The organism is Streptomyces sp. NBC_01506 (assembly GCF_045040295.1).
In the GTDB taxonomy this organism is placed as follows: domain Bacteria; phylum Actinomycetota; class Actinomycetes; order Streptomycetales; family Streptomycetaceae; genus Streptomyces.
The window spans coordinates 5,761,060-5,774,498 of the sequence record NZ_CP109422.1; the positions used below are offsets into that span (position 1 = coordinate 5,761,060).

13 protein-coding genes are annotated in these 13,439 nt (G+C 71.2%); 5 read left to right on the plus strand and 8 right to left on the minus strand.

Going from position 1 to position 13,439, the window contains the following annotated elements; all coding sequences use genetic code 11:
* Positions 1-61 precede the first annotated feature (61 nt).
* Genes OG329_RS25655 through OG329_RS25670 form a run of 4 tightly spaced genes read right to left on the minus strand, consistent with a single transcriptional unit; the run spans position 62 to position 3,028 of the window.
* Positions 62-307: an acyl carrier protein gene (locus OG329_RS25655; protein ID WP_405798414.1), complete on the minus strand. Its 246-nt coding sequence runs from the start codon at positions 305-307 to the stop codon at positions 62-64.
* The gene (locus tag OG329_RS25660; protein ID WP_405798415.1) at positions 304-1,029 is read right to left on the minus strand and encodes a hypothetical protein; all 726 of its coding nucleotides are present in this window, start codon (positions 1,027-1,029) and stop codon (positions 304-306) included. Before OG329_RS25660 ends, OG329_RS25655 begins: the two co-directional genes overlap by 4 nt.
* A 14-nt stretch (positions 1,030-1,043) precedes the next feature.
* Complete coding sequence (locus tag OG329_RS25665; RefSeq protein ID WP_405798417.1) at positions 1,044-1,325, minus strand: phosphopantetheine-binding protein; 282 nt, start codon at positions 1,323-1,325, stop codon at positions 1,044-1,046.
* Positions 1,322-3,028, minus strand: coding sequence for an amino acid adenylation domain-containing protein (locus OG329_RS25670; RefSeq protein WP_405798418.1), 1,707 nt, complete (start codon positions 3,026-3,028; stop codon positions 1,322-1,324). Before OG329_RS25670 ends, OG329_RS25665 begins: the two co-directional genes overlap by 4 nt.
* Positions 3,029-3,374: 346 nt before the next feature.
* Between OG329_RS25670 and OG329_RS25675 the strand changes: the two genes are divergently transcribed.
* A complete protein-coding gene (locus tag OG329_RS25675; protein WP_405798420.1) occupies positions 3,375-4,337 on the plus strand; it encodes a ketoacyl-ACP synthase III family protein in 963 nt (320 codons plus the stop codon).
* A 350-nt stretch (positions 4,338-4,687) separates the two neighbouring features.
* On the opposite strand, the gene OG329_RS25680 is transcribed toward OG329_RS25675, so the two are convergent.
* From OG329_RS25680 to OG329_RS25695, 4 genes are all read right to left on the minus strand, one after another.
* A complete protein-coding gene (locus OG329_RS25680; protein ID WP_405798422.1) occupies positions 4,688-5,446 on the minus strand; it encodes a thioesterase II family protein in 759 nt (252 codons plus the stop codon).
* Between the two features lie 18 nt (positions 5,447-5,464).
* Entirely contained in the window at positions 5,465-6,760 is a 1,296-nt protein-coding gene (locus tag OG329_RS25685) for an MFS transporter (protein WP_405798424.1), read from the minus strand.
* A gap of 109 nt (positions 6,761-6,869) precedes the next feature.
* Positions 6,870-8,120: a diaminobutyrate--2-oxoglutarate transaminase gene (ectB, locus tag OG329_RS25690; RefSeq protein WP_405798425.1), complete on the minus strand. Its 1,251-nt coding sequence runs from the start codon at positions 8,118-8,120 to the stop codon at positions 6,870-6,872.
* Positions 8,121-8,168: 48 nt separating this feature from the next.
* On the minus strand, positions 8,169-9,068 hold the full coding sequence (locus OG329_RS25695) for a cupin-like domain-containing protein (RefSeq protein WP_405798426.1): 900 nt from the start codon (positions 9,066-9,068) through the stop codon (positions 8,169-8,171).
* Positions 9,069-9,506: 438 nt separating this feature from the next.
* On the opposite strand from OG329_RS25695, the gene OG329_RS25700 reads away from it, so the two are divergent.
* From OG329_RS25700 to OG329_RS25715, 4 genes are all read left to right on the plus strand, one after another.
* Positions 9,507-9,884: an MbtH family protein gene (locus tag OG329_RS25700; protein WP_405798427.1), complete on the plus strand. Its 378-nt coding sequence runs from the start codon at positions 9,507-9,509 to the stop codon at positions 9,882-9,884.
* A gap of 95 nt (positions 9,885-9,979) precedes the next feature.
* Positions 9,980-11,605 carry a DUF885 family protein gene (locus OG329_RS25705; protein ID WP_405798429.1) on the plus strand — a complete coding sequence of 542 codons (1,626 nt, stop codon included), beginning with the start codon at positions 9,980-9,982 and terminating at the stop codon, positions 11,603-11,605.
* Positions 11,602-12,447 carry a formylglycine-generating enzyme family protein gene (locus tag OG329_RS25710; RefSeq protein WP_405798430.1) on the plus strand — a complete coding sequence of 282 codons (846 nt, stop codon included), beginning with the start codon at positions 11,602-11,604 and terminating at the stop codon, positions 12,445-12,447. The genes OG329_RS25705 and OG329_RS25710 overlap by 4 nt, the downstream gene beginning before the upstream one ends.
* Positions 12,431-13,438, plus strand: coding sequence for a pyridoxal-phosphate dependent enzyme (locus OG329_RS25715; RefSeq protein ID WP_405798432.1), 1,008 nt, complete (start codon positions 12,431-12,433; stop codon positions 13,436-13,438). The genes OG329_RS25710 and OG329_RS25715 overlap by 17 nt, the downstream gene beginning before the upstream one ends.
* Position 13,439 lies beyond the last annotated feature (1 nt).

Consider the following 13,439-nt stretch of genomic DNA (forward strand, 5'->3'; position numbering starts at 1 on the left):
CTGGCAGACCTCATGACCTCATGGCGGTTGACACGTGGTGCGTGAAAAGCCGTGGGGTGGCTCAACTCGGCGCGCTGAGCCGGGACTTCTCGTCCAGGGCCGCGACGAATTCGCTGAACCGGGAGTTGTCGAACAGCGTCTTCACCGGCGTCGGGGTCCCGTGCCGGTCGTTGAGCATCGCGATGATGCGCAGCGCGGCGAACGAGGTGCCGCCCGCGTCGAAGAAGTCGGTGCTGTCGTCCACCTCGGCTCCGAGCACTTCCCGCCAGATCGTGCGGACCGACGTCCGCAGTTCTTCCTCCGTCATGGGTGTTGCCTCCTCGTTGTCGTGGACACGGTCGTGGACAGGGTCGTGGACAGGAACGACACCACGCCGGTCCTGGCCGGCTCGTGGGCCGTGAGCCCGGCCCGGTCGCTGTCGGTACGCAGGGTGGTCAGCTCCCCCTCGGGGAGCCAGTCCCGGTGGTCGGGGTGGTCGCGGGAGAGAACCTGGAGCATCGGCCCGACCGGCGCCCTGGGCAGCGCGCCCCGCGCCGCCAGCAGATAGGCGAGATAGGACACATGCTGCCGGGCGAAGTGCGCGACCGGTTCGGCGATCACGTCGTCGTCCAGCCCCTGCGCCCGCAGGGCCGTCTCCGCGCGCCGTGCCAGGTCCGCGTGGACGGCCCTGAGGAACGGCCCGGGTGCGGTGGGCAGTTCACCGGCCGGCAGCGGCGGCTCGTGGCCTCCGGGCACCTGGGCGACCGCGTCGGCGTAGGCGCGGGTGACGTCGTCGTCGGTGGCCGGCATCGGGTCGAAGAGGACCAGCGGGCGCGGGTGTTCGGAGCGGCGGGCGAGGTGCACCGCGATCGCCGAGGCGGCGCAGTACGCCAGGATCGGATGGGGACCGTCGTCGAGCCGGGCCGCGTAGGCGGGGCCGGTGGTCTCGACCGGCAGCGGGTCGGTCAGCAGGGTGGCCATGTTGTCGAGCCCCAGTGCGGTGACCGGGGCCTCCGGGCGGCGCCCCGGGTAGTCCAGGACCATCAGCATGTTCCGTGTCTCCCTCACCGGGCCCGGTCGTCCGCCAGTTGTGCCGCCAGTTGTGCCACCCGGTCCGCGAAGTCCTTCAACACCGGGTGATCGATGAGGAGTTGAACGGTGATCTCCAGCCCCCATTCGCGGCGCACCGTCGCGGTCGCGAGCGCGGCCTGGAAGGAGTCGCCGCCGTCCGCGAAGAACTGGTGGTCTTCCGTGGTGACTTGGGTGCCGAGCGCGGTCGACCAGATCTCGGCGACGCGTTGCCGGTAGGTCCCGGTGGCCTCGTGGGTGGTCGGTCCGGTCGTCATCGGGCACCTCCGGTCGCAAGGGACTTCGCGACCGAGTCGCGGTCGATCTTTCCGCTCGGGGTCTGCGGCAGACCCGAGAGCACGTTCACCGACGCGGGCACCGACGCCTCCGGCAGCAGCTCGGCCAGCGCCGCGCGAAGGTCGCCGGGCTCGGTCACGTCCGGGTGCAGGGTGACGGCGGCGCGCAGCTTGCGCGAGCCGGGGACCGGCTCCAGGGCCACACAGACCGCGGTGGCGACACCGGGCAGCTTCATCAGACATGCCTCGATCTCCAGCAGGTTGACCCGGACGCCGCGGATCTTGACGTCGTAGTCCAGCCGGCTGAGGAAGTACACGAGGCCGTCCTCGACGCGTACCAGGTCGCCGGTGCGGAAGGCCACGGTGTGTCCGTGCGGCGTGCGTTCGACGGTGACGAAGCGCTCGGCGTTCAGCTCCGGCCGGCCGAGGTAGCCCAGGGAGACCGCGGCGCCGGCGACGAGCAGTTCGCCGGTGGCCGGGTCCTGTGGGTCGGTGGGGTCCACCAGCAGCTCACAGCCCGGCAGCGGGCGACCGATGGGTGCCAGCGTCGGCCAGTCGGCGGGGCCGGCGGGCAGCGTCCACGCCGTCACCACATGGGTCTCCGAGGGCCCGTAGTGGTTGCCGAGCCGGGCCTGTGGCAGGGCCTCGAACAGTGCCTTGATGGGCGGCGTGCACAGCAACTGCTCGCCCGCAGTGTTCACTTCGAGCAAGGACAGGCCCAGGTCGCCGTCCTGCCCCGCTGCCGCCACGGACAGCATGTGGAGGCCGACGTAGGGCAGGAACAGCCGCTCGATGCGCTGGTCGGCGAGCCAGGCCAGGAAGGCGAACGGGTCGCGCCGCAGCGGCTCGGGGGCGATGACCAGAGCGCCGCCGTCGCACAGGGTGCCCAGGATCTCCTGGAAACTCACGTCGAAATTCAGGGGGGCGAACTGCGCGGTCCGCAGGCCGGGCCGGACTGAGTCGCCGCGCTGCCAGGCGACCAGGTTGTCCAGACAACTGTGCTGGAGCGTCACGCCCTTGGGCTGTCCGGTCGATCCGGAGGTGTAGATGACGTACACCGGCAGGTCCGGCCGGCAGGCCACCGGCCGGAAGTCGCCGGAGCCGACCCCGGCCCCGGATTCGTCCCTGAACGGGTCCTCGATGGTGAGGGTCGCGACCTCACCGGCGAACGCCGGCCGGGGGCCGTCGTGCAGCAGCAGACTCGCGCCGCTGTCGCGCAGCATGAACGCGAGCCGGCTCACCGGATACGACGCGTCCAGCGGTACGTAGGTGGCGCCGACCGCGATGGTGGCGAGCAGCGCCGCGACGGTGCGTCCGCCGCGTCCGCCGGTCACCGCGACCCGGCTGCCGGGCTCGACGCCCCGGCGGGTGAGGTTCGTGGCGAGTTCGGCGACCCACGCCCACAGCTCCGCGTACGTCAGCCGGGTCGCCCCGTCGACCAGCGCGAGCGCGTCGGGCCGCTCGGCCACGTGCCGAGTCAGCCCGTCCAGCAGGCACCGCGGCTCCGTGGCACCGCCCCACAGCGTGGGTCGCGGTCCCGCCGTCCGCTCCCGCCCCGTTCGGTCACCGTCGTCGCCGGTGCTCGTGGCGACCCGTTCGCGGATCGCGGGATCCTTGTCCTCGGGAGCGATCCTGACTCCCGCGACATCCACGGTCTTTCCGTCCGGCAGCGCGGCTGCGGTCACGGCGGTGCTCCTCTCCAGCTCAGGTCCTTCGGACACCGCGGCGGGACGAGGCGCCATCAACTCCCGTCCGCCGCAGCCCGGTTCGTCGCGGGATCGTATCCACAGCGGCGCCGCTCGGTGAAGGTGTGCACGCCGGAGCCTGAACACCTTCGAGGGCGGGGCGGCGAGCCGTTCGGTGGCGCTGTGACCAGGCACGCGGCGCCCGATCCGGCCGCCCGGCACGAGCGTTGCCGGAACGGAGCGCGGGCCGTTACGGTCGCAGCCGTTCACCGTCAGCACGCACCCACCTACCACCCCGGGAGGCTGCCTCATGCGTTGGGGCGATGTGTACGTTCGGTCCTGTGCCATGAACCTGGGGGAACGGGAGCCGGTGGCGGGCGCGGTGGCGGCCGGCCGCTACGACCCCGCCCTGAGCGAGGCGCACGGCTACGAGTCGATCGCGGTCGCGGGCGGCGGTTGCGCCGCCGACATGGCCGTCGAGGCCGCGCGGGTCGCGCTCACCCGGTCCGCCGTCGACCCGGCCGACATCGGTGTGTTCGTCCACGCCTACGTGGACGAACAGGGCCCGAAGGGAGTCGCCGAGCCGGCCTCGTACGTCCAGGGCATGGTCCACGACGGCCGGGCCCGGGCGCTCGGGCTGCGGCAGGGCTGCAACAGCGCGCTCGCGTCGCTGGAGGTGGGCGCGATGTATGTGTCCGCCGGCGGTGCGGCCGTGCTGACCTCGGCGGACAAGTACGAGGGTGGGGGCGGGCGTTACCGCGAGGACCAGGGCGGTGTGCCCGCCGACGGCGCGACCGCCATGGTGCTGGGCCGTGGGGACGGTGTCGCGCGGCTCCTCGCCACCGAGACCGTCGGCGACGGCCGATTCAGCGCGCCGGGCGGACTCGACGCCAGCCGGTTCGAGGACCGCCAGGAGTACCGCCGGGCGCAGCGCAAGCGGGTCATGTCGATGATGCGGACGATGACCGAAGCCAGACGCGACTGTGTGCGGGGCGCGCTCGCCGACGCCGGGGTCGAGGCCGGCGACATCAGGCACTGGCTCCTGCCGTACACGGGGCGGTTCCTGGTGGACGGCGACTTCTTCGCCGAGTTCGGGATCGACGCCGCGCGCACGACCTGGGAGCTGGGGCGCACGGTCGGCCATTTCACCAGCGGCGGTGACTCGTTCGTCGGGCTCACCCATCTGCTGGAGACGGGGGCCGTCGAGGTGGGGGACCGGGTCGTCATGCTGGGCGACTCGACCGGATTCGCCTTCGGCTGCGCCGTACTGGAGATCGTGACGAAGCCCGCGTGGCAGGCCGGTCACTGAGACCGGGGCGGCCGTTGCCGCCGGGCTTCACGGAGCGCGAAGCACCCCTCGTCCGCGACAGTGCGGGCGAGGGGTGCTTCGCGAAGTAGCGCCGTCCGCCCGTAGGGCGGCGGATGTCTCGTCGGTGCGGTGCGTCGCAAGGCGGAGGACCGGCGTTGTGGACGGCCCGGCCGTACCTGGACGGCTGAAGACAACGCAGGGGCACCTCCCGTGCCCCGGGGGGGGGCTACGGGGGAGAGGTGCCGTCCGGGCGTCGCCGGTCAGGCCGGACTTCGCGGACACGCCCTGGGGGTGCTTCGTACGGTGTGCCGGTGCCGGTGCCGGTGCCGGTGCCGGTGCCCGTCCCGGTGTCATCCCGTCCGCGTCCGCTCGTGCGTGCCGAGATGGCGGGTGACCACCGCGCTCACAGCGGCCCAGTGGTCGTCGAGGTAGAAGTGCCTGCCGGCGAAGACGTGCAGGTCGAACCGGCCGGCGGTGTGACTCGCCCACGCGCGGGCGTCGTCGATCGAGACAACGGGGTCGCTGTCGCCGGTCAGGGCCACCACCGGGCACGCCACCGTGGAGTTGTCGCGGCGGTGGGACGCCAGGATCCGGTAGTCCGCGCGCAGCGCGGACAGCACCAGCTCGCGCATGTCCTCGTTGTCCAGCAGCCGTTCGTCGGTGCCGCCCAGCGTGGCGAGGTCCGTGATCATCTCCTCGTCGGTCTCCGCGCGCGTGTGGCGGGGGAGCGCGGCGCCGGGTGGCCGCGCGCCCGACGCGAACAGCGCCAGCGGTACGGCTCCCTCGGCCTCCAGCCGTCTGGCCACCTGGAACGCCAGCAGCGCGCCCATGCTGTGCCCGAACAGCACCACCGGCCTGTCCACTTCGCGGCGCACCGCGGCGAGCGCGCACTCGGTCAGCTCCTCGAAGTCGCCGGCGTACGGCTCGTTGACGCGGTCCATCCGGCCCGGATACTGCACGGCCAGCACCTCGGCCGTGGGAGCCAGCGCCTGCGCCATCGGCCGGAAGTAGTTCGCGGATCCGCCGGCGTGGGGGAGGCACACCACTTGCACCGCCGCCCCGGGCGCCGCCCGGTACCGGCGGATCCACTCACCCTGTCCCTTGGTCATGGCTCCTCGTTCGTCGTCTCACACATGGGCGGGCTGCTGCGGGACCACCGGGCCGGTGATCTTGCCGTCGGCAGCGCGCCGGACCGCGCGGATGCCGGGCACCAGCGGGGTGAGGCCGCACGGGATGACGATCATCACGGCGGCTATCAGAAGAGTCTGGGTCTGACCGGTCTGATTGGCCAGGGGGCCCACCAGGGCGAGGCCGAGCGGGGCGGCGATCGTGGAGATCAGCCAGTCGTAGGACTCGACCCGCGACATCACCTCGGCGGGGATCAACTGCTGCATCGACGCCTGCCACAGGGCGTCGAGGAACAAGGTGGCCGCGCCGCTGACGAACGCCGAGCACACCATGGCCCACAGCGGCAGCGGCACCGCGAACGCCAGCAGCGGTATCGCGGTCAGGGCCAGCGCGAGGTTGCCGACGATCAGCGGCCTGCGCGGCTCCAGCTTCAACGCGACGATTCCGCCCGTGATGGCGCCGGCCGCGAAGCCCGAGACGATGACGCCCCAGGCGGACGGTCCGCCGAGCGAATCGTTGGCTATCGCCGGGCCGAGCACGTAGTACGCCGCGATCGCCAGGTTCTGCATCATGTGCACGAGCATGTTCAGCCACAGCCACCGCCGTACGGACAGCTCGCGCCAGCCGGTGCCCAGGTCCCGCCAGAACGATTCGGGCGCGGGGATGGTACGAGGGGGCAGCCGCAGCATCGTCAGCGACACCGCGCTCACGATGAACGTGACGGCGTCCAGGGCCAGTACCAGCCCCGGCCCCCACCACGCGATCACCACACCGGCCAGCGCCGGGCTCAGCACCGTGGAGGCGCTGATGCAGAACGACATCAGCGCGTTGCCGCGCTGGAGTTGTTCCGGCGGCATGATCTCCGCCATCAGACCTCGGGAGGCGGGGCCGAAGAACGCCTGGGCGCCGCCGAACACCGCCGCGCCGGCGGCCAGATGCCACACCTGCGCGGCGTCGGACAGCAGGAGGACGGCCAGCGAGAGCTGGGCGCCCGCACGGATGAGATCGGACGTCAGCATCAGGACCTGACGGCGCATCCGGTCCGCCCACACCCCGCCGGCCAGCGTGAACAGGATCTGCGTCAGGACCTGCGCGGTCATCACGAGCCCGATGTCGGTGACCGAGCCGTCCACCGCCAGCACGGCGAAGATCAGCGCCACCTTGGTCATCCCGCCCCCGGCGGCCGACACGGCCTGCCCGGTCCACAGGATGCGGAACTCCCGCAGGGACAGCGGCGCGAGCGCTTCGGCCAGGGCGCGCCGCCTGCTGGTGCCCTTGCCCTTTCCTCGCGTCATCGGTGTGCTCCCTCGGTGTCGGTGTACTGCGGCGTCACAAGCGGATTCCTGTCTCGGGTCACGGGCGGACTGACGGGCGGACTGACTGTCGGAGCTGTCATGATCGTGATCACCCGGCCCGTTCAACCACCCCGCGCACGGACGCCTCGAGGACGGCAAGGCCCTCGGCCAGTTCCGCGTCGGAGGCCGTCAGCGGCGGCAGCAGCTTGACGACCTCGTCCCGGGGCCCGGCGGTCTCCACCAGCAGGCCGCGCGCGAAGGCGTCGTCGGCCACCGCGTCCGCACGGCCCTCGCCGACCACCAGGCCGTGGATGAGGCCGCGGCCCCGGGTGGACAGGCCCGCGCCGGGGTGGGCGTTGACGATGTCCTGAAGGGCGTTTCCTATCCACTCGCCCCTGGCGCGCGTCGACTTCTCCAGCGCGTCGTCCTGCCAGTAGGTGCGCAGCGCCGCCGTCGCGGTGACGAACGCCGGGTTCACACCGCGGAACGTGCCGCTGTGGGCGCCCGGTTGCCACACGTCCAGCTCCGGCCGGACCAGGGTGAGCGCGAGCGGCAGCCCGTATCCGCCGATCGACTTCGACAGGCAGATCAGGTCCGGCACGATGCCCGCGTCCTCGAAGCTGAAGAACGGACCGGTCCGTCCGCACCCTGCCTGGATGTCGTCGACGATCAGCAGGATCCCGTACTCCCGGCACAGCTCCGCGAGCCCCCGCAGCCACTCGGTGCTCGCCACGTTCACCCCGCCCTCGGCCTGGACGGTCTCCACGATCACCGCGGCCGGCCGGTCCAGCCCACTGCCGGGGTTGGCCAGCAGCCGCGCCAGATGCTCCGGGCGGGGGTGCCCGTCGGGGCCGTCGAACGGCACGGGGGTCGCGCCGGTGAGCGGCACGCCGGCGGCGCGGCGGTGCGCGGGATTGCCGGTGACCGCGAGCGCGCCGAGCGTCGCGCCGTGGAAGGAGTTGGTGAAGTGCACGACCTCGCCGCGGCCGGTGACCGTGCGGGCCACCTTCAGGGCCGCCTCGACGGCGTTGGCGCCGCCCGGCCCCGGAAAGATCACCTTGTGGTCCATTCCCCGTGGTCGCAGGACGACCTCGACCAGGGCCTCGAGCAGGTTGTGCCGCGCGGTGGTGAACATGTCGAGCGAGTGGGTGACGCCGTCGTTGCCGATGTAGTCCAGCAGCGCGCGCTTGAGGACGGGGTTGTTGTGCCCGTAGTTCAGCGAGCCGGCCCCGGCGAAGAAGTCGAGCCAGCGCCGGCCTTCGGCGGTGTACAGGCGGCTGCCGCTGGAACGGGAGAAGACGACCGGCCAACGCCTGCTGTAGGTCCGCACGTTCGACTCGTACTGGCTGAAGTTGCTCATGAAGCCCCTTCCCTGGGACAGGAGTAGCGCGGCCGGAGCCCGGCCTCGCTAGGAGATGTAGGAGTAGTACGAGCGAAGTCCCGGCATCAGAAGGCCGCGTGGCACACCGGCGACGACCCCGAGCGCGAACAGCAGGTTGTAGCGCAGGTTCTTCAGCGGCATGCCTTCGCGTACCGCGGCGACGCCGCGCAGCGCGCTGGCGCGGTCGTGCCAGTCGATGTTGAACGAGATCGACGCGCCGGGCGAGGTGACCTTGTGGAGGGTCCCAGGCGGCATGTAGAAGACGTCGCCCGCCTCGAGGTCGCAGGTCAGCACGGTCGCGTCGCGAAAGCGCGGATACCGCTCGAGGTCCGGCGCCTCCGGGTCGACCCCGGCCCATCGCCAGTTGTACGTGTGGCACTTGTCGCGCTCGGCGTCGGCCACCATGACGAACCGCTTGGCTCCGCGTATCTGGAAGAACAGGTTGTGCGTGAGCAGTGTGTCGAAGTGCAGCGGGGTCACCGCGCGCGCGGGTCCGACGAAGAACTGGGTGAACGCCCACCACTGATCACGGAAGAACGGCGGGAAGTAGTCGCGGGGGAACGGCTCCAGGTCGCGGCGCAGCGCGGGCACCATCGACAGCAGCGGTACGTCGTGCAGATAGCCGGGCGGATCGCCGGCGTCGTCCCCCGCGGCGACCGCGGCGTCCCACCGCGCGAGTTCGCGGGCGTAGTCGGCCAGCCGGACGGCCTCCGTGCGGCCCGCGGAGACCGTGCCGACCTTGACGCGTACCCGCTGGTCGGGTGCCACCTCGCCGAGATGGGCCGCCGACCAGGTGGACACGGCGGGCATGTGTGCCGCCGCGCCGCGCATCACCACCGGTCTGCGCCCGACGTACTCGGCGCGGAACTCCTCGGGGCTCAGCTCGGTCCGTACGTCCACAGAGACCGGTTGGGCCGTCGTTGTCACTGACATCTCCTATCGTCTTCCGCGTTCGTGGGTTCCCCGGGAGGGGCCGCTGTCCAAGTGGAGCCCGGCACCGGTCGAACAGTGGCGGTGGCCGGTTGTCGAACAGCTCATGTTCGGGCGGCGCCACTTGGACGGTCTGCGCCCGACTCGTAATCTTCCGTATTGCGGGGGCGGCGAGTTCGGCGCTTCCGCAGGGATTCGAGGATTCCCAGATCTCGCCATATGGTCAAGGGTGGTTGTGTTCAGTCGGCGGTGTTGTTCATCCGGGTTGTTCATCCGGGTGTTCCGTCGGGCTCTTGGTGTTCTTGACACTCTGAAACGACCTGACCTAGCTTGAGCCCCGCCGAACTGCCGGGACGCGGTTTCGGGACCGCTCGCAATGATTAGCGCGTCATGCCTCTCTCCAATCGGGAACGACTGTATGGAGAAACTGATCTGATGTTCGACGACGAGAATGCCGAATACCTCGTGGTGGTCAACGGCGAGGAGCAGTACTCGATTTGGCCGGCGGCCCGCGAAGTACCGGGCGGCTGGACGGCGTTGGGCGCCCCCCGCCCGCGCAAGGAATGCCTCGACCACATAGAGAGCGTATGGACCGACATGCGCCCGAAGAGTGTGCGCGAAGCCCTCGAAAATTCCGGATCACTGATCGCACAGGGAAGTCGAATGGTTCTCTCACAGCTTGTGGACGCCGATGAACTCAAGGCCATGTCTCCGGAGGAGCTGCGCAATATGCTGGCCAGCCTCGACGACGACCTGATTTACGGCGAGGACGGCGACGTCATCGAACCCAGTGTGGGTCCCGAAGTCGCCTGATCCGCTTCGGGTAACTCCTTCGCGCATGGCGCGAACGGAAATTCCGCGTTCGTTTCCCGCGGGCCGCCGGCTCGCGCTCTGCCGAGAAAAGTGAAATGACGTCTGCTGCCTCGATTTCCGTATCCGCCGTGGTCGACCATGTTTTCGCGCGATATCCGCAGGTGGGCAGGCGGGCGGGCTGTCACGAATTCGACGCCCGACTGCCCGAGGTCTCGCCCGACTCCGTGTCCGACGTGGACCGTCTGCTGACCGCGGTCCGTACCCGGCTCGACGCCCTGCCCGAGGGCGCCGACCCCGAGGTGCGGGCGGATCTCGGCACGGCGATGCGGGTGCTCACCGACGAGCGGTTCCGCATCGCCGAGCGCGGCCGGCCGCACCGCGGGCCCGACCTGTGGCTCGCCGAGACCGACGTGAACGTCTATCTGCGCAGCGAGTACGCGCCGCTGGACGAGCGCGTCGCGGCTCTGTCGCGGCACCTCGCGCAGCTCCCGGACTTCCTCGCCGCCACGGCGAAGACGTTCGGCGGCTCGCTGCCGGCGGGCGAGCGCGTCAGCGGCATCGAGAACGCCAGGGCCCGCGCGGCCTCCGTACCGAAGGTCGTCGCGCAACTCGTCGCGGTGCGGCCGGATCTCGCCGACAGTTCTCTGCCGGAACTGGCCGGCTCGGCGAGCGCGGCGTTCGCGGGCTTCGCGGACGCGGTCACGGCCACCCGGCCGGCCCGTGCGGTCCTCGGTCCCGAACTGCTCGCCGGCTACCTCGAGGCGGCCGAGGGGATCGACACACCGGTGGACGAACTGCTCGAGCGGACCGAGGCCGAGATACGGGATCTGGTGGCCCGCCTCGACGCGCTCGCCGCGCGACTGGGCACACGCGGCAGGCCGCAGACGTACGAACTGCTGAGCGCCCGGCCACCGGCCGGGTCGGTGGTCACCGCACTGTCGGAAATCATCGGGCGGCTGCGGGAGTTCTGGGCCGAGCAGGACGTCGTCACCCTCACCAGCCGCTACGGGCTCGACATCCGGCCCGCCCGCGACGCGTCGACCTCGGCGGCCGTCGTCTTCGACCACGCCGGAGCGCTCGAGACGGTGCCGCAGCCGCACGTGCTGCACGTCCCCGAGCCGGCGGACCCCGCCGCGCTGCGGGACTACCTCAACGAGCCGATGCTCGAAATGATCGCCGTCCACGAGGCCGTCCCCGGCCACTACCTGCACCACGAGGCCACACCCGAGCACGCCGGCGTGATCCGCAGATGTATGCCGTGGTTCCCCGGCACCAGCGAGGGATGGGCCCACTACACCGAGGAACTGGCGATCGAGCGCGGCCTCGCCGAGGGCCGTCCGCTCGTCGAGGTCGCCGCCCTGCGCCATGCGCTGGAGGCCGCCGCACGCCTGCTGGTGTTCCTCTCCGTCCACAGCGGACGGAGCAAGTTCGGCGCCGCCGCCGCCGAGGCCGCCACGCTGTGCGCGTGGTCGCCCGAGCGGGCCGGCCGCGAGGTGCTGGCCGTCGCCGCCTACCCGGCCGGTGCCATGTACACGCTCGGCAAACTGCACTTCCGGCGGTGGCGCGAGCTGGCCGGTGTCCGTGATTCGGCTGCCGACCTGAAGCCGTTCCATGACCGGCTGCTGCGCTGCGGCAGCGCGCCGCTGGCAACCGTATGGCGCTACTACCTCGACGGCCGGCCCGAGCCGGCCGCAACCACAACGACCAAGGAGAAACCGTGACTGAGGTGTTGGCCGAAGTGACGCCCACCGAGGAGATTCCCGCGGACTACTGGATCACCGTCCCCGGTGGCCCCTTCACCATGGGCGCCGACGAGCTGCGACCGGACGGCAAGCCGCGGGCCGCCGCGCCCCGGCACCAGGTCGACGTGGCCGAGTTCCGGATGGCCAAGTACCCCGTCACCGTCGCGGAGTTCGGCCGCTTCGTCGCGGCGACCGGCCATGTGACCAGCGCGGAGAAGAAGGGCAAGAGCTGGGTGTGGATCGGCGACCCCAGCGTCGTCATCCCCGACCAGGACTATCTGTGGAAGGAGATCGACGGCGCGACGTGGCGCACCCCGCACGGTGCGGACTCCACCCTGGAGGGCAAGGACCGCCACCCGGTCACCCACGTCAGCTCCTTCGACATCCGCGCCTACTGCGAGTGGTCCGGTACCCGGCTGCCCACCGAGGCCGAGTGGGAGAAGGCGACACGCGGCACCGACGCCCGCCCCTACGCGTGGGGCGAGGAGGAGCCCACCGCCGAGCTGTGCAACCACACCATGAACGTCGCCGACACCACCCCCGTCGACGCCTATCCGAAGAACGTCGGCCCCTACGGCCACCAGGACCTCACGGGCAACGTCTGGGAGATCACCTCCAGCGCCTTCCACCACTACCCGTACGACGAGAACAAGCCCGGCCGTGTCCTGAAGACGAAGGCGGGCTCGGTCGCGCTCGGCGTGATCCGCGGCGGCTCGTTCTACAACAACTGCGACCCCCGTGGCTGCCTGGCGTGGGTGCGGATCTACAACCTGCCCGACTACTCCTGCTACGACATGGGTTTCCGTGTTTGCGCACGTTGACCGAGGACGTACCGACGGGGAACTGCTCGACCGGGCCGGCGCACTCCTGGGCGACCTGCCCAGGACCCCGGTCGTGCGGCTGCCCCACCCGGGCATCCGGCTCTACGCCAAGATGGAGCTGGAGAACCGGACGGGGAGCGCGAAGGACCGGGCCGCGATCTGGATCCTGCGTGAGGCGATACGGCGCGGCGAGATCACCCGGGCCACCACGGTGGTCGAGTCGTCCTCCGGCAACTTCGCCCTCGCCCTCGCCTCGTTCCTGAACGAGCTGGACGTGCCGTTCGTACCGGTGCTGGACCCGAACGTGAACGCGTCCACCGAGCGGACGCTGCGGCGGCTGTGCGCGCGGGTGGAGAAGGCCACCGAGCCGGACGGCACCGGCGGCTATCTGCTGAGCCGGCTCGCGCGGGTCGCCGAGCTGCGCGCGGAACTGTCCGACGTGTACTGGCCGGACCAGTACGCCAATCCGGACGGGGCGCGCGGCCACTACGAGTTGACCGCGCGCGAACTGCTCGAGGACATCGGCCGTATCGACTACCTCTTCGTGGGGGTCGGCACCGGCGCGACGATCAACGGGCTCTCCCGCCGGATCGGCGAGGAACATCCGCAGGCCGCCGTGGTCGCCGTCGACGTCGAGGGCTCGGCGATCTTCGGCGCCCCGCCGGCCCGCCGACGCATACCGGGCATCGGCTCCAGCATCCGTCCGCCGCTCATCGACGACGCCTGGATCCGAAAAGTGGTCGTGCTGTCCGAGCGGGACGAGGTGGCCGGCTGCCGGGCCCTGCTGCGCGACCACGGGATCTACGCGGGCGGTTCCACCGGCTGCGTCTACACCGCGATCACCCGTCACTTCGACGGACACACGGGCGCCGGCCCCGAGCCGGTGGTGGCGTTCCTGTGCGCCGACAGCGGTACGCCGTACGCCGACACGGTCTACGCGGACGACTGGGTCGCCCGACACCTCACACCGGTAGCAACCGAGGGAGCATGAG